Source organism: Acetobacter persici, assembly GCF_018256955.1.
Taxonomy (GTDB): Bacteria; Pseudomonadota; Alphaproteobacteria; order Acetobacterales; family Acetobacteraceae; genus Acetobacter; species Acetobacter persici.
The window spans coordinates 24510-47428 of sequence record NZ_JAERKU010000006.1; the positions used below are offsets into that span (position 1 = coordinate 24510).

Below are 22919 nucleotides of genomic sequence, written 5' to 3' on the forward strand. Positions count from 1 at the left end.
AGGCTGTATGAAGAAGCCCCCCTCAGCGCCTCAGGATGGCAGCCCGTCCGCAGGGTTACTGCTGGATAGTCTGCCTGTGCCGGTGCTGGAACTGGGGCCAGAAAACAGACTGCGTTTTGCCAATGCCGCGGCGGAAGAGTTTTTTGGTACCTCCCGGCATCAGCTCTGCCAGAGCATGCTGGAAGATCTGGTGCCGGAAGACCATCCGCTCTTTTTACTGGTGCAGCATGTGCGGCGGGAAGGCGGTTCCATCACTGAGCATGAACTGGTGTTCAGCAGTCCGCGCTTCCATCATGAAGGGGTGACGGTGCAGGGAGCGGATGTTCTGGATTATCCCGGCTCCATTCTGCTGACCTTTCATGACTCCTCCGCCGCGCGGGCGCTGGACCGCCAGCTTGCTTTTCGTTCCGCCGCCCGCAGCGTATCAGGCATGGCGGAGATGCTGGCGCATGAAGTGCGCAATCCGCTCTCCGGCATTAAAGGCGCTGCGCAGATTCTGGAACATTCCGTCGGGGAGAGTGATAAGGAACTTGCCACCCTGATTTGCGACGAGGTTGACCGTATTGATGCGCTTGTTGAGCGGATGGGTGTTTTTGGGGAAGCCCCGGCAGATTACCGCTCTCTGAACATTCACCGCGTTCTGGAGCATGTGCGCCTGCTGGCCAGCAAGGGCTGTGCGGCCGGTGTGCGGATTGTGGAACGGTATGATCCGTCTCTGCCGCATGTGTGGGGGAACCGGGACCAGCTGGTGCAGATGCTGCTGAATCTGGTCAAGAACGCTGCTGAGGCCATTCAGGAGTCAGACAAGCCAGGTGAGATAACGCTGAGCACCAGTTACCGGCCCGGAATCCGGCTGGCTGTGCCCGGCACGTCCCAGTGGCGGCATCTGCCACTGGTTGTGACTGTGCGGGATACAGGGCCGGGTATTTCAGAGACCATCCGCCCGCATCTGTTTGAGCCGTTTGTCAGCACCAAAATGAGCGGCAGCGGTCTGGGGCTGGCTCTTGTGGGCAAGATTATGGATGACCACGGGGGCGTGATTGAGGTGGAAAGCCGCCCCGGACGCACGGAAATCAGCCTTTATCTGCCCGTTGTGCCTGAAGGCAGCGAAAGCATCTGACGTCTTCGTTCTTTTTTTGTAATGATCTTTCTGTATCTGAGTGTAACCTGACTCCCATGACACCTTTGCCGACCATTCTTGTTGCTGATGATGATCGCTCCATTCGTACCGTTCTCGGGCAGGCGCTGGGGCGGGCCGGGTATCAGGTTCAGTCCACGCCGAATGCGGCAACGCTCTGGCAGTGGGTTGAGGAAGGTGAGGGCGATCTGGTGATTACCGATGTGGTGATGCCCGATGGCAACGGGCTGGATCTGATTCCCCGCATCCGGCAGGCGCGGCCTGATCTGCGTATTATTGTCATGAGTGCGCAGTCCAATCTGGTAACGGCGGTTAAAGCCACCCAACGCGGGGCGTTTGAATACCTCGCCAAGCCATTTGACCTGAAGGAACTGCTGGGCGTTGTGGCCCGCGCACTCGTGGCCCCGGCGCATGAAGCGGATAAGCCAGTTGCGCTGTCTCCTCCGGAAGAACGCCTGCCGCTGATTGGTCAGTCCCCGGTCATGCAGGGGATTTACCGGAGCATTGCCCGCCTGACGACGTCTGATCTGACGGTGATGATCAGCGGGGAAAGTGGTACGGGGAAGGAACTGGTGGCCCGTGCGCTGCATGAATACGGCCGCAGGCGGGGTGGCCCGTTTGTTGCTGTGAACATGGCGGCTATCCCGCGGGATCAGATTGAGAGTGAACTGTTCGGGCAGGAGCGCGTGCCCGGCGCTGCAACAGGCCGAAGCCCCGGACGTTTTGAGCAGGCAACAGGCGGCACGCTCTTTCTGGATGAAATTGGGGATATGCCGCCGGAAGCCCAGACCCGGTTGCTGCGCGTTTTGCAGGAAGGTGAATTTACAACCGTAGGTGGCAGAGCGCCCATTCGTGCGGACGTGCGGATTATCGCCGCGACACACCGGGACCTGCGGCAGGCCATCCGTGCGGGCACTTTCCGTGAGGACTTGTATTACCGGCTGAATGTTGTGCCGCTCCGCCTGCCGCCTTTGCGTGAGCGGTTGGAGGATATTCCGCTGCTGGCCCGGCATTTTCTGGCGCAGAGCCGGGAGGCCGGAGCCGGGGCGCGTGTGCTGGACGATTCTGCCATTGCCCGCCTGCAATCCTGGCGCTGGCCGGGGAACGTGCGTGAGCTTGAAAACCTCATGCGGCGCATTGTGGCGCTTTACCCGCAGGAAACCATCAGCAGTGATCTGGTTGATGCGGAACTGGCCGAACCGCTGGCGCATGAAGCAATTACAAAAAATGAAGTGGTGGAAGAACCGCTGTCTGATGCCATTTCCCGCCATATCATGCGGTATCTGACAGCCGGGCGCGAAGGGATGCCCTTGTATGATCTGTATGAGCGTGTGATTGCGGAGGTGGAACGCCCCCTTATCCAGATGACATTGCAGGAAACGCGTGGAAACCAGATCAAGGCAGCGGCCATGCTGGGGCTGAACCGGAATACGCTGCGCAAGAAAATTCGCGAACTTGAAATTCCCGTTGTGCGCGGTGTGGTCTAACCTGCCTGCATGCAGCGTTTTCTGTCTTCCCTGAGCACTCTTCTGGCCCGCACCCGCTTCCACTGGCTTTTACGGTCTCTGGAGCGGAAAACTGTTGCCCTCACGCTGGCGGCGCTGGCGCTTGGCCTTGGGTTTGCAACCTTTGTCGTGCTGTCGGGCGGCATGTCCTTTGGCCATTATGCTGTTATTGAGCCGCTGGTGGTGGTGCTGAACAGTGTGGTGCTGGGGCTGCTGCTGCTGGCCGTAACCATGCGCGTCGGGCCGATGCTGGTGGAGCACCGGAAAGGGCTGGCGGGTGCCAGACTCCATGTCAGGCTGGTCACGCTGTTCGGGATTGTTGCGGTTGCGCCCACTCTGGTGGTGGGCGTCTTCGCGACGCTGTTTTTCCACTACGGTATCCAGATCTGGTTTTCAGACCGGGTGAATACGGCGCTGAATGAGGCCATGGAGGCCTCCCGCGGGTATCTGACGGAACATAACGCCAATATCCGTACCGATGCGTTTTCCATGTCCAACTACATCATGAGCGCACAGAATGAACTGGCCGCCAGCGGCATGAATCTGTTGCAGGACCATGATGCTCTGGCGGAAATGCTGGATAGTCAGGCGACCATGCGCGGGCTGACGGATGCGCTGGTGTATGATCCGATCACCAACAAGGTTGTGGCATCCGGCGGGCTGATGAGCCGCTCCGGCGCGCAGGCTCTGCCGCCTCCCGCCGCCACGACGATGGCGCGGTCCAATGATATCGCTATTCTCGATTCTCCGGATCAGCGAACAGTGCGGGCGGTTGTTGAACTGTCCCAGACCCCGGCGCTGATGCTGGTGATTACCCGTCTGGTGGACCCCACCATTCTGGAACATATGCACCGCACGGAAAAAGTGATTGCGGACTACCGGCGGCTTAACGGCAACCGCGCCAAGATCCAGCTGACATTCGTCATGATTTTTGCGCTTGTCGCGTTGCTGGTCCTGGCGGCGGCCGCGCTGATTGGGCTGGCGCTGGCAAACCAGATTGCCAGACCGCTCGGCCTGCTGATTCTGGCAGCCCGCCGCATCAGTGAGGGCGATCTGGGCGTGCATGTGCCGGAAGCCAACCGGGATGATGAGGTGACAAGCCTCTCCCGTGCCTTCAACCGGATGACGGAGCAGCTTGCCAGCCAGCGTTCGGAACTCATGGTGGCCTACGGGCAGATCAATGAGCGGCGGCGCTTTACGGAGGCCGTTCTCTCCGGTGTTTCCGCCGGCGTGATCGGGCTGGATGTAGAGCAGCGGATTGAACTGCCGAACCGTGCGGCAAGTCTGCTGCTGCAAATGGACCTGATGAACGCCATTGGTGAACCTCTGGCGACCCGCGTGCCGGAATTTGCTGAACTGCTGGCCGAGGTGCGCTCGGTACCGGATCAGGTTGTTACGCGGGAAGTGCAGACCGGGCCGGAAACCAGCCGCCGCATGCTGCTTGTGCGGATTGGCGCGGAACTGCGTGGCACGGTGACGGAGGGCTATGTGATGACGTTTGATGACATCACGGCCCTGCAACAGGCTCAGCGAAAAGCCGCGTGGGCGGATGTGGCCCGCCGCATTGCGCATGAGATCAAAAATCCGCTGACCCCCATCCAGCTTGCAGCCGAACGGCTGAAGCGCCGCTTCCTGCGGGAAATCACGTCTGATCCTGAGACATTTGCACAATGTGCGGATACCATTGTGCGTCAGGTCGGGGATATTGGCCGCATGGTGGATGAATTCTCCGCGTTTGCCCGTATGCCCCAGCCTGTCATGACCAATGAGGATCTCTCCCGTATTATTCGGGAAGTTCTGGTTTTGCAGCGGAATGCGCACCCGGAAATTACCTACCATGTCGGGCTGCCGGACAGAGGGCCGGTGGTAAGGTGTGACAGGCGGCTGATCAGTCAGGCGCTGATCAACCTGTTGCAGAATGCAGCCGATGCCATTGCCATGACAGCAAAACAGGGTGATGCTGAGGGAAATGGCTCACATGCGGCGAGTGCTGTATGGATTGGTCTGAAGGAAGAGGAAGGCAACGTCGAAATTTCTGTTGCGGATACCGGCGTCGGTCTGCCTTCGGGCGACAGGCATCGGCTGACTGAGCCATATGTGACGCACAAGGCGAAAGGCACCGGGCTGGGGCTGGCTATTGTGAAAAAGATTATGGAAGACCACGGGGGTGCGGTGCGTCTGGAAGACAGGGCGGAGGGAACTGGAACGGTGGCTATTCTGATTTTGCCGATGAAAGACGACCATGGCGCATGAAATCCTGATTGTTGACGATGAGCCCGATATCCGGATGCTCATTGAGGGCATTCTTGAAGATGAAGGCTATGAAACGCGGGTTGCCGCGACATCAGATGCCGCCATTGCCGCGTTTCGGGCCCGCAGGCCGTCTCTGGTGATTCTGGATGTGTGGTTGCGGGACTCTCAGCTTGATGGGCTGGGCATTCTGAATGTGCTGCACGCGGAAGAGCCGTCGATCCCGGTGATTATGATTTCCGGGCACGGCACAATTGAAACCGCTGTTGCGGCCCTCCAGCATGGTGCGTACGACTTTATTGAAAAGCCGTTTCAGGCTGACCGCCTGCTGGTTGTGGTGCGGCGTGCGCTGGAAGCCTCGCGTCTGGCACGGGAAAATGAGGAACTGCGCCTGCGCGCCGGACAGGATACGGAGCTGTTTGGCAACAGCGCACTGATTACAGCCGTGCGCGGCCAGATTGAACGTGTCGCCCCCACCGGCTCCCGCGTGCTGATTACTGGTGGCCCTGGTGCGGGGAAGGAAGTCGCGGCCCGGATGATCCACGCCCGGTCTCGCCGGGCCGATGGCCCGTTTGTGGCCCTGAACTGCGCTATTCTCGCCCCCAACCGGTTTGAGGAAGAGCTGTTCGGGCTGGAAGGGGCGGCCGATGGCACGGGCCGGCGCACAGGTGTGCTGGAACGCGCGCATGGCGGGACGCTGGTGCTGGATGAAGTGGCGGACATGCCGCTGGAAACACAGGGCAAGATTGTGCGGGCCCTGCAGGACCAGACGTTTGAGCGGCTGGGGGGCTCGACCCGCGTAAAAGTGGATATCCGGGTGCTGGCCACCACCAACCGGGACTTACAGGCCGAGATCATGGCCGGGCGCTTCCGGGAAGATCTGTATTATCGGCTGGCCGTTGTGCCCTTGCGTCTGCCGGGCCTGCGGGAACGGCGGGATGATATTCCGGGGCTTGCGGAACTGTTCCTGCGTCGCGCTGCGGAAATGGCAGGTCTGCCCCAGCGTGAACTCTCAGCGGATGCGATTGCCGCCCTTCAGGCCTATGACTGGCCGGGTAATGCGCGTGAGTTGCGGAACCTGATGGAACGCGTGCTGATTATGATGCCCGGCAACAGTATGGAACCCATCCGGGCGGAAATGCTGCCGTCCACGCTGGGGGAGGGGGCTCCGGCCCTGCTGAAGTTTGATGCCTCCGCCGATGTCATGAGTCTGCCCCTGCGGGAGGCGCGAGATATGTTCGAGACGCAGTACCTGCAGGCCCAGCTCCTGCGTTTTGGCGGAAATATCAGCCGGACAGCAATATTTGTTGGCATGGAACGCAGCGCACTGCATCGCAAACTGAAGCAGCTTGGTGTAACCTCTGAGGAACGAGGGGTCGGCTGACGTGTTTGCATTCACTGTGCAAGCCATCGTCCGGCTATAACAAAAAACGAGAATAGGGCCTCCCACCGTGGATAAGGACACCGGATATAATGTGCAGGACGCGTTTCTGAGCCAGATTCGCCGTTCGCGCTCATCTGTGACAGTTTTTCTTGTGAATGGCGTAAAATTGCAGGGCAATATTACGTGGTTTGATGATGCCGCCGTTTTGCTGAAACGCGACGAGCATACACAGCTTATTTACAAGCATGCCATCAGCACGGTCATGCCGACTGTGCCTGTTAATATCTTTGAAGCACCGGAAAATGGTGCTCAGACAGACAGAGAACCCACACTTGGCGACGATTTTATCTGATACAAAGCCTGTTGCGACCCGTGGCGCGGTTATTCTCCCGTGGGAAAAATCCGCCCATGATCAGGACGTAAGGGCAGCGGAAGCCCGGCTTGAGGAAGCAGTTGGTCTGGCGGCCTCTATCGGGCTGGTGATTGTTTTACAGGCCACTCTCCTGCTGCGGGCCAGACGGTCTGCGACCTTACTGGGGAAAGGGCAGGTCGATTCCCTCAAAATTGCCGTGCAGGCTGAGAAAATCGACGTTCTGGTGGTGGATGCCCGGCTCAGTCCGGCTCAGCAGCGTAATCTGGAAACCGCGTTTGGCTGTAAGGTTATTGACCGGACCGGGCTGATTCTCGACATCTTTGGCGCCCGTGCTGCGACAAAGGAAGGGACGTTGCAGGTCGAACTGGCGCATCTGGAATATCAGCGGTCCCGGCTTGTGCGGTTGTGGACCCATCTGGAGCGTCAGCGTGGGGGTTTCGGCTTCCTCGGTGGCCCGGGTGAAACGCAGATTGAAGCTGACCGCCGGATGATTGGCGACCGTATTGTGCGGCTCAAGAAAGATCTGGAACAGGTGCGCCGCACACGCGGGCTGCACCGGCAGGCCCGCAAGCGGGTGCCGTTCCCTGTGGTGGCACTGGTTGGATATACCAACGCGGGGAAATCAACGCTGTTCAACGCGCTGACGGGGGCGACGGTTTACGCAAAAGACCAGTTGTTCGCGACGCTCGATCCGACCATGAGGGCCATTACGCTGCCTTCCGGCCGACGGGTGATTTTGTCCGATACCGTGGGCTTTATCAGTGACCTGCCGACGGAGCTGATTGCAGCGTTCCGCGCAACGCTGGAAGAAGTGGCGGAAGCAGACATTATCCTGCATGTGCGCGACATTGCCCACCCGGACAGTGCCGCACAGAAAAAGGATGTGTTCCACGTTCTGGAAGGCATGGCGCGGGATAACATGATTGAGCCAGACTGGTCTGGCCGCATGATTGAAGTGCTGAACAAGATTGATCTGCTCGGTGAGCCGGAAGAACTGGCGCAGATGGGCGATGCGGTTGCGATTTCCGCCATGACCGGAGACGGTCTGCCGGAACTGCTGGCCCTGATTGACCAGCAGATGACGGCGACAATGGAAGAGGTGCGCTATCGCGTGCCCTTGTCTGACGGCGCTGCCTCCGCATGGCTGCATCAGCATGGTGAAGTTCTGAACCGTATTGATGATGAAGAGGGCGCGGATATTACCGTCCGCATCAAGGCTGAGGATCGGGCACGTTTTGAACTGCTGTTCAAACAAGTTGAACCGCTTCTGGCGTAAAGTCTGATCCGGGTTATCGGTGTGTAAAACGGTCAGGTTCTGTATGAGTCTGACCGTTTTTTATGGCCTTGTTTTTCCCTTCTGTTCCCGTAATGTTTTGGGGGCAGATGCGGGAGGCCCTTACCAATGGATATTATTCTGGCGCCGACCAACCTTGGACTAAGCCCGCTGTACGTAGGGCATGAACCCGGAACATGGCGTGCGCCGGAGGCGCTGATGTCTGCGGGGCTGTTGGAGGCTTTGGGCGTGGAAGCCTCGGTTATCAGCCTTCCGCGTCCTCATTATTCTCCGGAGCCTCCAGCCGGGACACTTATCCGCAATGGCGATGCAATCCGCACGTTCAGTCTGAGGCTTGCGGAAGACGTGGCGAAAACTGTCGCGAGCGGGCGGTTTGCTCTGGTGCTGGGCGGGGATTGCTCAGTTCTGCTGGGGGCACTGGCGGGTGCGCGGCGCAGTGGTCCGTTGTCTCTCATTCATTGTGACGGGCATAGTGATTTTCGGCATCCCGGTAATTATGACGCGAGCCGGACGATGAGTGGCGTGGCAGGTATGGATCTGGCACTGGCGACAGGACGAGGGGAGGATTTTCTGACCCAATGGCCCGGGATCACTGGCCCGTTAGTGCAGGATGCGCACGTGCTCCAGATCGGGGAACGGGAAAGCCATGACGCTGATTTCGCATGGCCAGATATTGTTCAGACAGTTATCACCCAGATTGATATTTTTGCGTTTCAGGCACTGGGGGTATCCGGGGCCTCTCTGGCTCTTCAGGAGTTTTTGAAAAAGCAGCCTGCTGGCTTCTGGATTCATTTTGATGTGGATGTTCTGGATCAGAGTATCATGCCCGCAGTGGATTGCCCCGGTTCACCCGGTCTTTCGCCTGATGATGTGGTGGCACTCCTCAACCCTCTGGTCTCTGACGCACGCTGTCTGGGTATGACAGTTTCCATTTATGATCCGGACAAAGATCCGACGGGATGCTGTGCCAGAACACAGGTCCAGATATTGGGGCAGTTCGCATACCGGGCTACTAACGTGCCCGGCTAAATGCGGAAGCGTCTGGCCCCTGTGCGTGGGCAGCAGGTGGGGTGGAGAGGATGTGGATTTTCCTTTAGTATTTCAGGAAAGTTTTGAAAGTCATGAGAGCCAGAGACGCCTGTTCCTGCTTTTTAAGAGAACGGGAACAGAGCTTTCGTTTACGCTTTTGGTTGCGCTGCCATCAGGGCCGCAACAGCCTCCCATTCCGGGGCGGCGTCTGCTGCGCCGTGGCGTGTTGTCGCCAGTGCACCGCAGGCTGAAGCAATTCTTACGGCGTGTGAAAGCGGTTTCCCCTGAGCCAGAGCGAACGCCAGTCCGGCGTTGAAGCAATCTCCCGCTGCCACAGTGTCAACCGGGTTGACCGAGAACGGCGCGCTGTGGCCGCTTTGTTTGCCGTCATGCCAGAACACACCCCGGCTGCCCATTTTCACCAAAACCGCCCGGACGCCTTTTGCTAGAAGCAGATCAGCCGCGCGGGCTGCGTCTTCCGCTGTGTCCGGGCGCAGGCCGGTAAGCTGGAAGGTCTCACTTTCATTCGGGGTCAGAATATCAATCTCCTGCCAGAGTGCGTCCGGCAGGCCGTGTTCCGGGGCAGGGGCGGGGTCCAGCACAACCAGAGCGCCCGCTGCACGCGCTTTGCGGGCCGCAGTCAGAACGGCGGCGTGAGGAATTTCAAGTTGCAGCAGGACAACGGCGGCACGTTCCAGCCAGCCGGATGCGGCCTCAACGTCCGTCTCATCCACAGCCATGTTGGCCCCGCCAACCACCGTAATGCAGTTTTCCCCACTGCCATCTATCCCAATCAGGGCGATACCTGTGGGGTTGGCCGTGTCTTCCCGCAGGGGAGCCAGATCAACTCCAAAGCCTTCAAGCGCCTGACGTGCCTGCGCGCCAAAACTGTCCTGACCGATGCGCCCGGCGAGTGCGACCTGGAGACCGGCCCCCGCAGCCAGCCGCCCGGCAGCGGCAGCCTGATTGCTGCCCTTGCCGCCCAGCATGACGGCGTAGCTTTCCCCATGCACCGTCTCACCGGGGCGCGGCAGGCGGGCAGCACGCGCTGTAACGTCAATATTGATGCTGCCAAAAGACAGGATCAGGGGCTTCAGGTTCGCCATAGAGTGTATTCCGCTCAGATTTGAGCGCCCTGTTTAGCATAAAGCAGCGGCGGCAGAGGAGGGGTGGTTAGCAGGCCGGGCAAAGCGGTATGCGCGTCAGTCGAACTCGGTCGGCAGGGTGGGGGTCGCATGATGTGCAAAGAGCCGTTCAATCTGGTGCGGGAGAACGCGGCCGGTTGAAAGGTCAGCGGGGATTTCGTCGCGGGCAAAAAAGCGCACTTCGCTGGTTTCAAGACTGGTGGTGGGGCTGCCGCCTGTCAGTTCTCCAAGAAAAAACAGCTTGGTCACGGTAAAGGCTTCCGGCGGCTGATGGCCCTGCTTGGCGCGATCCAGCGCCATGGCAAGCTTGGTAATGCGGACGGTATAGCCGGTTTCTTCCCAGACTTCCTTGGCGGCGCAGTCTGCGGCGGTCAGATTTACATCAGTCCAGCCGCCGGGCACGGTCCATTTGTTGTGGTCCAGCACTTCCCGCACCATGAGAATACGGTCGTCTTTGTCAAACACGCCGACACGCACTTCCAGTTTTGGTGTGGCATAGCCAGACTGTTCCTGAAAAAGTGTTTCTATTTTTCCGGCGGGAAGGCCGCTGCCTTCCGCCATCATCCGGGCCGCAAGGGAGCGCAGCATTTCATAGCGTTCTTTATCAAAAGGGTCTCTGGCGTAGGTCAGCCCGGTCTGGGAAATGCCCTGAAGTTCACGGGCCCACAGCAGCCAGTTGGGTTCAGCCATAAGGAAACTTCCTTCATCATGCGCGCAATAAAAAACGGGAAGGCCTGAGCCTTCCCGTTTCCGTTGTGCCTGTTTGTCGGGTGATCAGGCAAGAGCCGCGGCGGCCTCCTGACCGTTAATGAGGAGGCCATCACCGTTGGCGGAGACTTTAACATCCTCACCATCATGAATGGTCCCCTGTAGCAGCAGTTCTGCCAGCGGGTTCTGAAGGCTGCGCTGGATGACCCGTTTGAGCGGGCGGGCCCCATACACAGGGTCGTACCCCTCATTGGCCAGCCATGCGTGAGCCAGATCATCCAGACTGAGGACGATTTTACGATCTTCCAGCAGCTTTTGCAGGCGGCGGATCTGGATATCCACAATTTTAGTCATGTCTGCTTTCTGCAGGCGGGAGAACAGAATGATTTCATCCAGACGGTTCAGGAATTCCGGACGGAAATGCTCCCGCACCACCTTCATCACCTGTGCCTGCACCATGTCAGTCGATTCACCGTCCGGCTGGTGGGCCAGAACATCGGAGCCGAGGTTGCTGGTCAGCACAATAATGGTGTTGCGGAAGTCCACCGTGCGGCCCTGACCATCCGTCAGACGGCCGTCATCCAGCACCTGAAGAAGAATGTTGAAGACATCCTCATGCGCTTTTTCAACTTCATCAAACAGGATGACCTGATAGGGCCGACGCCGCACGGCTTCCGTCAGCACGCCGCCTTCTTCATACCCGACATAACCCGGAGGAGCACCAATGAGGCGGGCGACTGCGTGTTTCTCCATGAACTCACTCATGTCGATACGCAGCAGAGCCTTTTCATCATCAAACAGGAAGCGCGCCAGAGCCTTGGTCAGCTCGGTTTTACCCACACCCGTCGGGCCGAGGAACAGGAAGGAGCCAATCGGGCGATTGGGGTCCTGCAATCCGGCACGCGCACGGCGCACGGCGTTGGACACAGCTTTAAGCGCCTGCTCCTGACCCACCACGGATTTACGCAGATCATCTTCCATGCGCAGCAGTTTGGCGCGTTCACCTTCCAGCATGCGGTCCACCGGCACACCCGTCCAGCGGGAGACAATGGAGGCCACGTCCTGATCCGTCACGGCTTCTGACACGAGGCCACTTTTGCCTGCGTCAGACTGGGATTTCTGCGTTTCCTCTTCAATCTGCGCCTGAAGATTGGGAATGACGCCATACATCAGTTCAGAGGCTTTGCCGAGGTCGCCTTTACGCTGGGCCACGTCCACTTCGGACTTAGCCTGATCAAGCTGTTCCTGAAGCTTCTGTACAGCGTTCACACGGTCTTTTTCCGCGTGCCAAGCCGCACTCATGGCGTCAGATTTTTCTTCCAGATCGGCCAGTTCCGCTTCCACGGCTTCCAGACGGTCCTTGCTGGCGCTGTCATTTTCCTTGCGCAGGGCTTCACGCTCGATTTTGAGCTGAATGACGCGACGGTCGAGTTCGTCGAGTTCTTCCGGCTTGCTGTCAATCTGCATGCGCAGGCGGCTGGAAGCCTCGTCAATCAGATCAATCGCTTTGTCCGGCAGGAAGCGGTCCGTGATGTAGCGGTTGGACAGTGTGGCAGCAGAGACCAGCGCGCCGTCCGTAATCCGGATGCCGTGGTGCAGCTCATATTTTTCCTTGATGCCGCGCAGGATGGAGATGGTATCCGCAACCGAGGGTTCCCCCACAAAGACCGGCTGGAAGCGGCGGGCAAGCGCTGCATCCTTTTCGATATATTTGCGGTATTCATCCAGCGTGGTGGCCCCTATGCAGTGCAGGGTGCCGCGGGCCAGTTCCGGCTTGATAAGGTTGGAGGCATCCATTGCCCCATCCGTACGGCCCGCGCCAACCAGCGTGTGCATTTCATCAATAAAGAGAATGACCTGCCCTTCGGCCGATTCAATTTCTTTCAGAACAGCTTTCAGGCGTTCTTCAAACTCACCGCGATATTTGGCGCCAGCCACCAGAGCGCCCATGTCGAGCGAGAGCAGCTTTTTGTTCTTGAGTGCTTCCGGCACGTCCCCGTTCACGATGCGCTGGGCCAGACCTTCCACAATGGCGGTCTTACCCACGCCGGGTTCACCAATCAGCACCGGATTGTTCTTGCTGCGGCGGGCGAGAACCTGAATGGCGCGGCGAATTTCCTCGTCACGGCCAATCACAGGGTCCAGCTTGCCAGCCTGCGCAACTTCAGTCACGTCACGGGCGTATTTCTTCAGAGCATCAAAATTGGCTTCAGCGTTTTCGCTGGTCACGGTGCGTCCTTTGCGGATGGTGGCAATGGCTTTGTCCAGAGCGTCCGGCGTGGCACCGTTCTCTTTCAAAGCGCGCGCGGCAGGGCTGTCAGAGGCGGCAACGGCCACCAGAAGACGGTCCTGCGCTACAAAGGAATCTCCGGCTTTTTGGGCCTGCTGCTCGGCAGCATCCAGCACACGGACCAGATCGGGTGTGGCGGATGGCTGGCCAGCGCCGCCGCCCTGTACTTTAGGCAGTTTTGCCAAAGCCTGTTCATTCGCCGCTCTTACGGCATCGGGGTTGCCCCCGGCTGCGCGGATCAGCGAGGAAGCAGCCCCTTCCTCATCATCCAGCATGGCTTTGAGAAGATGTTCCGGCGTGAGCTGCTGATTAAAATCGCGGATGGCGATTGTCTGTGCGGCCTGCAGAAAACCGCGAGACCGTTCTGTAAATTTTGCGATATCCATAATTTCCCTCTTGTCCCTTCTACTCAGGCGACTGAAGGCCTTGTCTCCATCCCATTATGGCAATGGCGGCATGGTCTTTTCTCGCAAACAGAGATTGGAAGATCTGTTGCAACAATCAAGAGGGGGTGATGCAGGGCTGGTATTTTTTGCAGGCAATCAGGCAAAAAAAACGCCTCCGGTGAGGGAGGCGTTCTTTGCGGACCAAGCTTGAAAGAAACTCAGGCAGCGTTGAGCTGAGCTTCAGCAAATTCGTAGTTTGCCAGCTTGTCCAGATAGTTGGTGATGTAGTCCGGGCGGCGGTTGCGGAAGTCCAGATAATAAGCGTGTTCCCACACATCCAGACCCAGCAGCACCTTGCCCTGACCTTCAGCCAGCGGGTTGGAGCCGTTGGCGGTTTTGGTCACAGCCAGCTTGCCGTCCTGACCCAGAACCAGCCATGCCCAGCCGGAGCCGAACTGCGTGGTGGCGGCCTTCTTGAATTCGTCCTTGAAGGCATCAACGCTGCCAAAGTCACCGTTGATTTTTGCGGCCAGCTTATCCGGAATGGCGCCACCGTTGGCGGAGAGGTTCTGCCAGAAGAGGATATGGTTCCAGTGCTGCCCTGCATTGTTGGAAACAGGAGCCTGAGCGCTGTCACCTTTAACGGCCAGAATAATTTCGTCGAGGGATTTGCCCTGCAGCGCCGGGTTGGCTTCGACAAAGTTGTTCAGCGCCGTAACATAGGCCTGATGGTGTTTGTCATGATGCAGTTCAAGCGTTTCCTGGCACATGCCGCGTGCGGCAAGAGCGTTGTAGGAATAGGGAAGGGCTGGCAGTTCAAAAGCCATGACATACTCCATAAGAAAAAAGCGCGCGGATATGCGCCATAATCCAGAGCTATGAGGCTCCGGCACATGCGTCAAGGGAGGGCGGTGTGACAATCGTGCTTTTCTGCGGGCCGGTCACACACTCTTGTCCCTGCATGCGGTGTCTTTTTGATTAACGTCTTCTGCCGGAAAAAGATCCCTTGAGGCCTGATCAGGCGTGGCTGATTTTTCCATCAGGCCCGGTGGCAGCAGATAAAATGACGGCAGAGAAGATGCAGGGGGAGAGTGCGTGAAGAGAGAAGTGCGGGGTGAGCAGTCGGCAGGGCCTTCCAGAACGGAGGGGCTGGAGGAGGCCGTGCGTCAGGCGGACCCGGATCGCGCTTTGTGTGCGGGGTTTTTGCCTGCTTCCGTCCGGGCGGATGTGACGGTGTTGCTTGCGTTCCATACAGAACTCACCCGTGCACTGGCCCCGGCGCGGTCTGCGGCAATAGCCGGGCCTATGGCAGGGCTGATCCGCCTCCAGTGGTGGCGGGATGTGCTGGAGGGGGAGCGTGCTCCGGACCACGCACTGGCTCCGGCGATTTTGTCCGCGCTGGCGCGTGGTGTTTTTCATCGGGAGACGCTGCTGCGGGTTCTCAGCGCACGGGAGGCAGAACTTAACCCTGAGCCGGAAGTCAGCCCATGGCGGCAGATGATGCGGGACGGCGCAGGCTGTGTGCAACGGGCGGTGGGTGAGGCGCTTGGTGTGCGGGATGAGGCTGTACTGACGCGGCTGGAAGCCAGCGGCGCGGCCTACTGTGCAGGTGCCATGCTGCGGCACTGGCCGCATATCCAGCAGAGCGGGCGGTATTTATTCCCCGGAGAGACGGCGGCCCTGCGGCAGGAGGGTGAGGCGTTTCTGCAAAGCTGTGACGCGGAAACACTTCCCGCCGCCGGGAGGCTTGCCGCTCTGTCCGCTGTGCTGGCTGCCCGGGATCTGGCACGGACCAGCGCGCAGGCCGGGCAACCGCGCGGGCTGGGGGACCGTCTGGCCGTGATGCGGGCAGGCTGGAAGGCGGCCCGCATGTTTCAGAAGTCCGGTGAGCCAGCGTTATAAACCGGGGCTATAAACAGGAAAGCTGCCGTCCTGCTGGCGTGCTTTGCGCTGTGGCGTAAAGCTCCACCAGTTTCTGGCTTCTCCCGTGCGGGCCTGATGAATGGCCGCGGCAAAGACATCATGCACGCAGGGGTCATGTCGCTGCCGGGTTTTCTGACAGAGCGTCAGATAAAGGTGGTCCGCGTCCTGCCCGGCAAGCTGCCCGATTGTCTGGATTTCCAGCACGGCAAAATCCGCAAGTGCGGCCTTGCCAATGTTGCGCAGGCTGACGAGGCCCCCGTGGCCATCCGGCACAGCCGGTTTCCCGGCCGCGCGTTGCTGACCAGTCCCGCCTTGCTGCGGTGGGTCTTCAGGCATCATTCGCGACGATATGTTCCATCACCCCGATCAGGGCAGAATAGTCCTCATTCGCGGCAGCGCGGCGGGTGAGGGAGAGTTGCTGCGTTGTGGCGGCCATGGTTGGCATGGGCACAGCCTGACGGGCGGCGGCATCCAGCAGCAGGCGCATGTCCTTCTGCATCAGGCGGGTGGGGAACTGCGGCGTGAAGTCTCCCTCCTTAGCGGCCCGGATTTTACGTTTGTGGTGGGGGGAGATGACAGCGACTTCTCCCAGCGCATCAAACAGCATCGAACGGTCCAGCCCGGCCGCCAGACCGTAGGCAATGGTTTCCGCTACGGCCGCAAGGCCAGCCCCCATAATCCCGTTAATCACCAGTTTCAGCCGTGCGCCGCTGCCAGACGGCCCGGCGTGGATGGTTGTCTTGCCAATGCAGTCAAACACGGGGCGGGCGCGTTCCAGCAGGGCGTCGTTCCCCCCGGCCAGCACAACCAGAGCGGCGGCTTCAGCTTCCGGCGTGCTGCCGGAGACGGGGCAGTCAATCACACAGACCTGTTTGTCCTGCCCGGCTTTCTGGAGTGCATCCGTCGCTTCCGGGGAGACAGAGCTGGTGTTGAGCAGCAACTGGTTTGCGTGGGCACCTGCCAGTGCGCCGTGTTCTCCATACATCGCGGCGGTCAGTGCTTCATCATCCGGCACGCAGACAAGGATGATATCCGCTTTGCGCGCGACATCGGCAGGGGTGGGGAGGAATGGTGTGGTGCCATCGCCTCCCTTGCCGGAGGGGGTATAGGCAACCAGAGCGTATCCGGCTTTTTTCAGGTTGTCCCCCATCCGGCTGGCCATGGCGCCAAAGCCAATAAACCCAATGGTCTGCTGCGTCGTCATTCTGCAAGTCCCTGTTCTTGTGTGTGCGCGGAGTATGGCAGAAACGGCCGGGCGGCTCATGTGGTTTCCTGCATAGCGCTATTACACGAAATGCGGAGTAAGGCCGGGCGGTGCGGACGGCTACCAAAGTTTCATGACGCTTTTTTCCATATACATTCGCCAGACTTTCGTTTTCACTGAACGCACTGGTTAGAGTTCTGTAAAAAAGGAAGGGGCTTCCTTATGGCTGTGTATCGCTATCCTCGCCCGGCTTCCTCGGATATTACGCCGCGTCGGCTGTTTTTTTCACGTCGGGCTTTGCTGGGCACGGCTGTCGGGGGTGTTCTGGCCGGTGGCCTCAGGCCCGGTATGGCACATGCTGATGCGCCTGTTACGGAGTCTGCACGCGGCTGGCCAGCGGCTGAAACGCCGACACCTCGCGATGATGTCACACATTATAATAATTTTTATGAATTCGGGATGGAGAAGAGTGACCCGGCAGAACTGTCCGGCGGGTTTCACCCTCGCCCATGGCAGGTGCAGGTGGACGGGCTGGTTGACAACCCGCAAACCTGGGATCTGGATGCGCTGGGCGCGCGCTTTGGGCATGAGGACCGGCTGTATCGGATGCGGTGCGTTGAGGCGTGGTCCATGGTGATCCCGTGGCAGGGGTTTGAACTGGGGGCGCTTCTGCGGGCTGCAGGCGTTAAAGCGGGGGCGCGCTATGTTGCGTTTACGTCAGTTGTCCGGCCTTCTGAAATGCCGGGGCAGAGGGGCGGTTTATTTTCACTGAGCTGGCCGTATGTGGAAGGGCTGAGGCTGGATGAGGCCATGCATCCGCTCACCCTGCTGGCAACAGGGGTGTATGGAGAGGCGCTTCCTGCCCAGAATGGTGCGCCCATCCGGCTGGTTGTGCCGTGGAAATATGGGTTTAAGGGCATCAAATCCATCACGCGTATTACCGTGACAGATCAGCAACCCCCCACAAGCTGGAACAGGATGGCGCCGGAAGAATACGGGTTTTACGCCAATGTTAATCCGGATGTGGACCATCCGCGCTGGAGCCAGTCGAGCGAGCAGATTATTGGCGAGGGCAGTCTGTTCCGGACAGCGCGCAGACCCACGCGGCTGTTTAACGGCTATGCGGAACAGGTTGCCGGTTTGTATCGCGGTATGGATCTGAGGAAGGATTTTTAGGCAGATGGCTCCAGCACCCTCAGGGCGGCGGCGTTCCCGTTTTTCGCCGTTAACGCGGCAGATTTTTCTTTATCTGTTTGGCCTGCTTCCCGCTGTGCTGGTGCTGGCACAGGGCATGGCAAACATGCTGGGGCCTAATCCGGTTTCGGCCTGTTTGCATGAATTCGGGCGGTGGGCGTTCCGGTTTTTGCTGATCTCACTGGCAGTCAGCCCGTTAAGGCGTTTTGCCAGGCTGGATTTCATGGTCTATCGCAGGCCGCTTGGTTTGCTGGCGTTTACCTATGCGGCGTTGCATGTCGTGTTTTATGCTGGTGTGGCAAGGCATTTTGATACGCATGTCCTGTGGAAGGATTTTACTTCCCGGCCGTTCCTGACGTTCGGGCTTCTGACATTTCTGATTCTGCTCGTGTTGGCTCTGACATCTACCCGCAGGGCGATTATGGCTCTGGGGCGGCGTTGGGCAAAGCTGCATAAGCTGGTGTATGTGGCCATGATACTGGCCTCTGTGCATTACACCATCGCCTTTAAAACCTGGCATGTGGAGCCATTTATTTATGCCGCACTCGCGGCTGGTCTGCTGGCCTTGCGGCTGGTGCCAAAACAGACAAAGCGCGTTGCCTGATTATAGAAGTCACACACGCCACGCTGGTGACAGCCCTGAGGCGGTTTGTTCTCCCGTTCTCTCCGGCATGGCTGCTTGACAAAAGGGGGCACTCAATCCGCTCTGTTTATGTGCGTCCGTCTTTGGGAAAATACCTGATTGTGGACTTGCTGGTCTTAAAAGCCGGATGAAAAATTCTGATAAAAAAACCCCGCCAGACGGGAAATTTGGCGGGGTTTTTTGTGCGACTATTCTGTAAGCCTCATTAAGCAGAGGGAGAGATCTGTGTCTCTGCCAGAAGTGTGTCATGCCCCAGCGCGTTGAGAAGCTGAGCGGCCCGGGCATCCGGGTTGAGGATCTGCACGGTTTTGCCGCGCCCCTGCAGGCGTGAGACGATTTTTTCCAGCGTGTCGGCAGCGCTGATGTCCCACAGACGGGCGTCTTTCAGGTCCAGCACGATGTGTGTGGCCGTGTCCTGAAAATCAACGGCGTCAGACAGGAGGCTGGCGGAGGCAAAAAAGATCTGCCCGTGAATGTGATAGGTGCGGGTTATGCCGTCCGGGCTGAGAGTGTCAGTAATTTTCAGAAGTGTCATGACTTGAAAGGAGAAGAACAGGCCGCTCAGCAGCACGCCGCAGGCAACCCCCGCCGCCAGATCATGCGTGAGTACCACTACTAGAACCGTGACCAGCATGACGGTGGAAGACAGGCGCGGGTGGCGCACAAGGTCCCGCAGGGAAGACCATGAAAACGTGCTGACAGACACCATGATCATGATGGCCACCAGAGCCGCGACAGGCACGCGGGCCACAAAACCATGAAAGGCTACCAGAAGCAGCAGCAGGAACGCCCCGGCGGTAAAGGTGGAAAGCCGACCGCGCCCCCCGTAACGCAGGTTGCCAACCGTCTGGCCGATCATCCCGCAGCCAGCCATGCCGCCAAACAGGCCGACAAAAATGTTGGAGAGGCCAAGGCCCGTGCATTCCATGCGTTTGTTGCTGTGGGTGTCCGTCATTTCATCCACCACCGTGGCGGTCATGAGGGATTCCAGCAGCCCGACCATGGCCATGGCAAAGGCGTAGGGCAGCACGATTTTAAATGTGTCCAGCGTTAGCGGCACATGCGGCAGCGTGAAGGACGGCAGGCCGGTGGGCAGTGCCCCCAGATCAGACACCACATGGACAGGCATGGGCACGGCCATGGTCAGGCCCGTCAGCACCAGAATACAGATCAGAGGGGAGGGGATGGCGGTTGTCAGGCGGGGCAGCAGATAGACAATGGCCAGCCCCAGAGCAATGAGCGCGTAGGTGTGCCATGTGACATGCAGCATCTGCGGAATCTGCGCGGAAAAAATCAGCAGACCGAGCGCGTTGACAAACCCTGTCTCCACCTCCCGCGAGACAAAGCGCATCATGCTTTGCAGTCTGAGCAGGCCAAACCCGATCTGAAAGGCCCCGGCCAGAAGGGTGGCAAGCAGCAGATACTCAAACCCATGCCCATGCACGAGGTCCGCCGCGACCAGAGCAACAGACCCGGCTGCGCCGGAAATCATTCCCGGTCTGCCGCCCGTAATGGCAATGGCGATGCTGATAACAAAAGAGGCAAACAGCCCCACTGCGGGAGCCACACCCGCCGCGTAGGAAAAGGCAATGACTTCCGGGATGAGGGCAAAAGTTCCAACCATGCCCGCCAGAAGATTTTTGACCGGATCGTCCGTCCATTCTCTGAGATATTGGCTAACAGTCACGAGACCTCTTTCTGCTGTGTCCGATATTTTGTCTGATGCTGTAGGGCATAAGATGGAGACACCCGGATCGGAAAGGTTTTTCTGAGATTGTGCTGCGCCGGGTGCGTCGGTATGCGTGGTTTATGGATGCGCATATTCCTTCTCCCGCTTCTGCTCCCCTGATCTGGATTCTGGCTGGTGAGGCGAGCGGTGACGTGCTGGGCGCCCGCCTGATGCAGGCGCTGCGTGCGCGTAACCGGGCCATCCGCTTTGCCGGTGTGGGCGGTGTGCGCATGGAGGAGCAGGGGCTGCGCAGCCTGTTCCCTATGCGGGATCTGGCCGTAATGGGGCTGGTGGAAGTGCTGCCGCGCCTGCGCGCGCTCTCAGCCCGGCTGAATGAGGCTGTACAGGATATTGAAGCCCGCAGGCCGGACCTTGTGGTGACAATTGACAGCCCCGGTTTTGCCCTGCGCGTGCTGCGTCGCATTCGGGGGCTGGGCATTCCCCGTGTGCATTACGTGGCCCCACAGGTCTGGGCGTGGCGGCAGAAACGAGTGAAGGAATTCCCGGGCCTGTGGGAAGAGCTTTTGTGCCTTCTGCCGTTTGAAGAAGAGTTTTTTAGCAAGCATGGATTGCTGACAAAGTTTGTCGGCCATCCTGTAATGCAATCAGGAGCCGAGACTGGCGATGCCGCGCGCTTCTACCGCAAGCATGGGGTGAAAGAGGGCGCGCACGTCCTGATTCTGATGCCCGGTAGCCGACGCTCCGAAGCGCCGCGCCTGTTGCCGGTGTTTGGAAAAATGCTGGCCCTGTTGCGGCAGGAGATGCCGGATGTGGTGCCCGTTATTCCAGTCTCCCCTGTTGTCGCGGCGACCGTGGCGCGCGAGACAGCCCGCTGGCCGGTGCGTCCGGTGATTGTGACGGATGTGCAGGACAAACATGATGCATTTGCCGCAGCCGGGGCCGCGCTGACAAAGTCTGGCACATCTACGCTGGAGCTTGCGCTGGCCGGGGTGCCCATGGCGGTGACCTATCGGGTTAACCTCCTGACGGCCTTTATGGCGCGGCGGCTGATCCGTGTGCCGTATGTGGCAATGGTCAATCTGCTGGCGGGCCGGGCCGTGGTGCCGGAACTGTTGCAGGAACAGTGTCGTCCCTCCGTGCTGGCACGCGCCGTGCGGGCATTGTTTGAAGACCCTGAGATGGCCCACGCGCAGAAGGAAGCCTTTAAAACCGTGTTGCAGGGTTTGCAGGGGCCGGGGGGCACGCTGCCAGCCGAAGCCGCGGCAGACGCTGTACTTCAGTTGCTTGCGGAGCGGTCTCAAAAGGAACAGGGGCCATAAAAGCCCTGAAGAGTTCAGACTGATTCCGGGTGTCGGAAATGTTTTTCCTGAAAATTTTGAGGCTTTTTGCCATTTAGGCTTACTGAGTAGCTGGTAGCCAGAGGCCGCCTGTTGAGCAGCCTCTGTCCAATATTCCTGTTAAGCCTTTTTACCGTAAAGCGCGTTCGGGTCGATTTCCGGCTTCATCAGTTCTACCAGCCCTTCCGGCCTGAAGGCGCGATAGAAACAGCTGCGGCGGCCTGTGTGGCAGGCAACGCCAATCTGGTTGACCAGAAGCAGCACGGCATCTGCATCGCAATCCAGACGGGCTTCAGTCAGATACTGGATTTGTCCGGATGTTTCCCCTTTGCGCCAGAGCTTTTTACGGCTGCGGGAGAAATAGCAGACGCGGCCTGTCTCCAGGGTTTCCTGAAGGGCTTCACGCGTCATCCAGGCGATCATCAGCACTTCGCCGGTGTCATGCTGCTGGGCAATGGCGGCAATCAGGCCGGAGGCATCGAATTTAACGGTGTCCAGCATGGCGGAAAGAGCGGAGGGGGCAAGGGGCTGATAGGTCATGAGGAAGAAGACGAATCCGGGTTTGGGGTGGATGCAGGCGGCTGGGGCGGCACAAGGGCCTCAGCAAGCCAGACGGGCGGGCGGGGCACAAGAGTATGCCCGCCACAATCCAGCTTTTGTGTCACAGCACTGGTTTTGAGCAAAGCAAGCCCGACATGATCCTGTGAGGAGCACAGCGTGCCCACCTCCACACCTCCGGCCAGAACGGGTGTGCCGGGGGCGGGCATCGGGCCGGTGCTGGCAACCGGCACCATGCGTTTTTTGACCAGCGTGCGGTAATGCATGCGGGCCGTTACTTCCTGCCCCATATAGCAGCCTTTGCTCCATGAGACGCCGCCCAGCAGGTCCATATTGGCCTCGGCGGCCAGTGTGCGGCCCACTTCACAATCCTGCACCCCGTCGGGCAGGCCCAGAATCAGCCGGTGCAGATTGTAGTCCTGAGGGGTATCGGTTGGCTGTGTGGGCTCCGGCACATCCAGCAGACGCCACCCGGCGGCGGGCAGGCGCGGGTCCGCAAAGCTGATGCTGTTTTCCAGCAGGGCTGCATCTGGCGCGTTCCCCCATGCGACCATAACGCGCATGCCGGTGGGCTCCATCTGAACATCGGCCCGCAGACGAAAGCGCAGGAGCTGTTTGCACAGGGTGTCCGCCTGCTCACTGGCGCAGTCCAGCAACAGGCAGGTATCATCCGGATCTGACACCAGAAAGAAATCTGCCTGCCAGCGGCCTTGCGGTGTCAGGCAGGCGGACCATGTGGCCTGCCCCGGCTCAAGCGCCGCGACGTCGGCCGTCACGAGCCCTTGCAGGAATTTGACCCGGTCCGCGCCGGAGAGTTTCAGAACGGTCCGGTTTTCCAGCAGGGCACTATGAGAAGAGGTGGGCATGA

The 22919-nt window shown here is 59.3% G+C and carries 20 protein-coding genes; 11 read left to right on the plus strand and 9 right to left on the minus strand.

Annotated features, from left to right (window positions below):
- Positions 1-7: 7 nt before the first annotated feature.
- From JK199_RS08520 to JK199_RS08550, 7 genes are all read left to right on the plus strand, one after another.
- Positions 8-1120, plus strand: coding sequence for a two-component system sensor histidine kinase NtrB (locus JK199_RS08520; RefSeq protein ID WP_212375241.1), 1113 nt, complete (start codon positions 8-10; stop codon positions 1118-1120).
- 56 nt (positions 1121-1176) lie between these two features.
- Positions 1177-2625 (plus strand): nitrogen regulation protein NR(I), encoded by a 1449-nt coding sequence (ntrC, locus tag JK199_RS08525; protein ID WP_025826792.1) that lies wholly within the window; start codon positions 1177-1179, stop codon positions 2623-2625.
- Between the two features lie 9 nt (positions 2626-2634).
- Positions 2635-4896, plus strand: a complete 2262-nt coding sequence (locus JK199_RS08530) for a sensor histidine kinase NtrY-like (protein WP_077931387.1) — start codon at positions 2635-2637, stop codon at positions 4894-4896.
- The gene (gene ntrX, locus JK199_RS08535; protein ID WP_077931388.1) at positions 4886-6277 is read left to right on the plus strand and encodes a nitrogen assimilation response regulator NtrX; all 1392 of its coding nucleotides are present in this window, start codon (positions 4886-4888) and stop codon (positions 6275-6277) included. Before JK199_RS08530 ends, ntrX begins: the two co-directional genes overlap by 11 nt.
- A gap of 67 nt (positions 6278-6344) precedes the next feature.
- Entirely contained in the window at positions 6345-6629 is a 285-nt protein-coding gene (gene hfq, locus JK199_RS08540; protein ID WP_025826794.1) for an RNA chaperone Hfq, read from the plus strand.
- Positions 6580-7926 carry a GTPase HflX gene (hflX, locus tag JK199_RS08545; protein ID WP_051551864.1) on the plus strand — a complete coding sequence of 449 codons (1347 nt, stop codon included), beginning with the start codon at positions 6580-6582 and terminating at the stop codon, positions 7924-7926. The genes hfq and hflX overlap by 50 nt, the downstream gene beginning before the upstream one ends.
- 126 nt (positions 7927-8052) lie before the next feature.
- A complete protein-coding gene (locus JK199_RS08550; RefSeq protein WP_212375243.1) occupies positions 8053-8973 on the plus strand; it encodes an arginase family protein in 921 nt (306 codons plus the stop codon).
- Between the two features lie 149 nt (positions 8974-9122).
- Here the strand turns inward: JK199_RS08550 and JK199_RS08555 are convergent, their stop codons facing one another.
- From JK199_RS08555 to JK199_RS08570, 4 genes are all read right to left on the minus strand, one after another.
- Positions 9123-10079 carry a ribokinase gene (locus tag JK199_RS08555; RefSeq protein WP_212375245.1) on the minus strand — a complete coding sequence of 319 codons (957 nt, stop codon included), beginning with the start codon at positions 10077-10079 and terminating at the stop codon, positions 9123-9125.
- A 96-nt stretch (positions 10080-10175) separates the two neighbouring features.
- Positions 10176-10808 carry an NUDIX hydrolase gene (locus tag JK199_RS08560; RefSeq protein ID WP_212375247.1) on the minus strand — a complete coding sequence of 211 codons (633 nt, stop codon included), beginning with the start codon at positions 10806-10808 and terminating at the stop codon, positions 10176-10178.
- An 84-nt stretch (positions 10809-10892) separates the two neighbouring features.
- Positions 10893-13502, minus strand: coding sequence for an ATP-dependent chaperone ClpB (gene clpB, locus JK199_RS08565; protein WP_212375249.1), 2610 nt, complete (start codon positions 13500-13502; stop codon positions 10893-10895).
- 218 nt (positions 13503-13720) lie between these two features.
- Positions 13721-14329, minus strand: a complete 609-nt coding sequence (locus JK199_RS08570) for a superoxide dismutase (RefSeq protein ID WP_212375251.1) — start codon at positions 14327-14329, stop codon at positions 13721-13723.
- A 268-nt stretch (positions 14330-14597) separates the two neighbouring features.
- Here JK199_RS08570 and JK199_RS08575 point away from each other — a divergent pair, with 268 nt between their 5' ends.
- Complete coding sequence (locus JK199_RS08575; protein WP_212375254.1) at positions 14598-15404, plus strand: squalene/phytoene synthase family protein; 807 nt, start codon at positions 14598-14600, stop codon at positions 15402-15404.
- On the opposite strand, the gene JK199_RS08580 is transcribed toward JK199_RS08575, so the two are convergent.
- Both JK199_RS08580 and JK199_RS08585 read right to left on the minus strand, forming a co-directional pair.
- Positions 15399-15764: a helix-hairpin-helix domain-containing protein gene (locus JK199_RS08580; protein ID WP_244985018.1), complete on the minus strand. Its 366-nt coding sequence runs from the start codon at positions 15762-15764 to the stop codon at positions 15399-15401. The two genes, JK199_RS08575 and JK199_RS08580, sit on opposite strands and share 6 nt — an antisense overlap.
- Positions 15754-16629, minus strand: coding sequence for an NAD(P)-dependent oxidoreductase (locus JK199_RS08585; protein ID WP_212375256.1), 876 nt, complete (start codon positions 16627-16629; stop codon positions 15754-15756). Before JK199_RS08585 ends, JK199_RS08580 begins: the two co-directional genes overlap by 11 nt.
- Before the next feature lie 222 nt (positions 16630-16851).
- Between JK199_RS08585 and msrP the strand changes: the two genes are divergently transcribed.
- The gene (msrP, locus tag JK199_RS08590) at positions 16852-17805 is read left to right on the plus strand and encodes a protein-methionine-sulfoxide reductase catalytic subunit MsrP (protein WP_212375258.1); all 954 of its coding nucleotides are present in this window, start codon (positions 16852-16854) and stop codon (positions 17803-17805) included.
- Positions 17806-17809: 4 nt separating this feature from the next.
- Positions 17810-18427, plus strand: coding sequence for a protein-methionine-sulfoxide reductase heme-binding subunit MsrQ (locus tag JK199_RS08595; protein WP_077931396.1), 618 nt, complete (start codon positions 17810-17812; stop codon positions 18425-18427).
- A 244-nt stretch (positions 18428-18671) separates the two neighbouring features.
- Here the strand turns inward: JK199_RS08595 and JK199_RS08600 are convergent, their stop codons facing one another.
- On the minus strand, positions 18672-20153 hold the full coding sequence (locus tag JK199_RS08600) for a SulP family inorganic anion transporter (RefSeq protein WP_212375260.1): 1482 nt from the start codon (positions 20151-20153) through the stop codon (positions 18672-18674).
- A gap of 134 nt (positions 20154-20287) precedes the next feature.
- Between JK199_RS08600 and lpxB the strand changes: the two genes are divergently transcribed.
- Entirely contained in the window at positions 20288-21475 is a 1188-nt protein-coding gene (gene lpxB / locus JK199_RS08605; protein ID WP_212375406.1) for a lipid-A-disaccharide synthase, read from the plus strand.
- 138 nt (positions 21476-21613) lie between these two features.
- Here the strand turns inward: lpxB and hisI are convergent, their stop codons facing one another.
- Positions 21614-22033 carry a phosphoribosyl-AMP cyclohydrolase gene (gene hisI, locus JK199_RS08610; protein WP_212360545.1) on the minus strand — a complete coding sequence of 140 codons (420 nt, stop codon included), beginning with the start codon at positions 22031-22033 and terminating at the stop codon, positions 21614-21616.
- The gene (gene ygfZ / locus JK199_RS08615; protein WP_212375262.1) at positions 22030-22917 is read right to left on the minus strand and encodes a CAF17-like 4Fe-4S cluster assembly/insertion protein YgfZ; all 888 of its coding nucleotides are present in this window, start codon (positions 22915-22917) and stop codon (positions 22030-22032) included. The genes hisI and ygfZ overlap by 4 nt, the downstream gene beginning before the upstream one ends.
- Positions 22918-22919 lie beyond the last annotated feature (2 nt).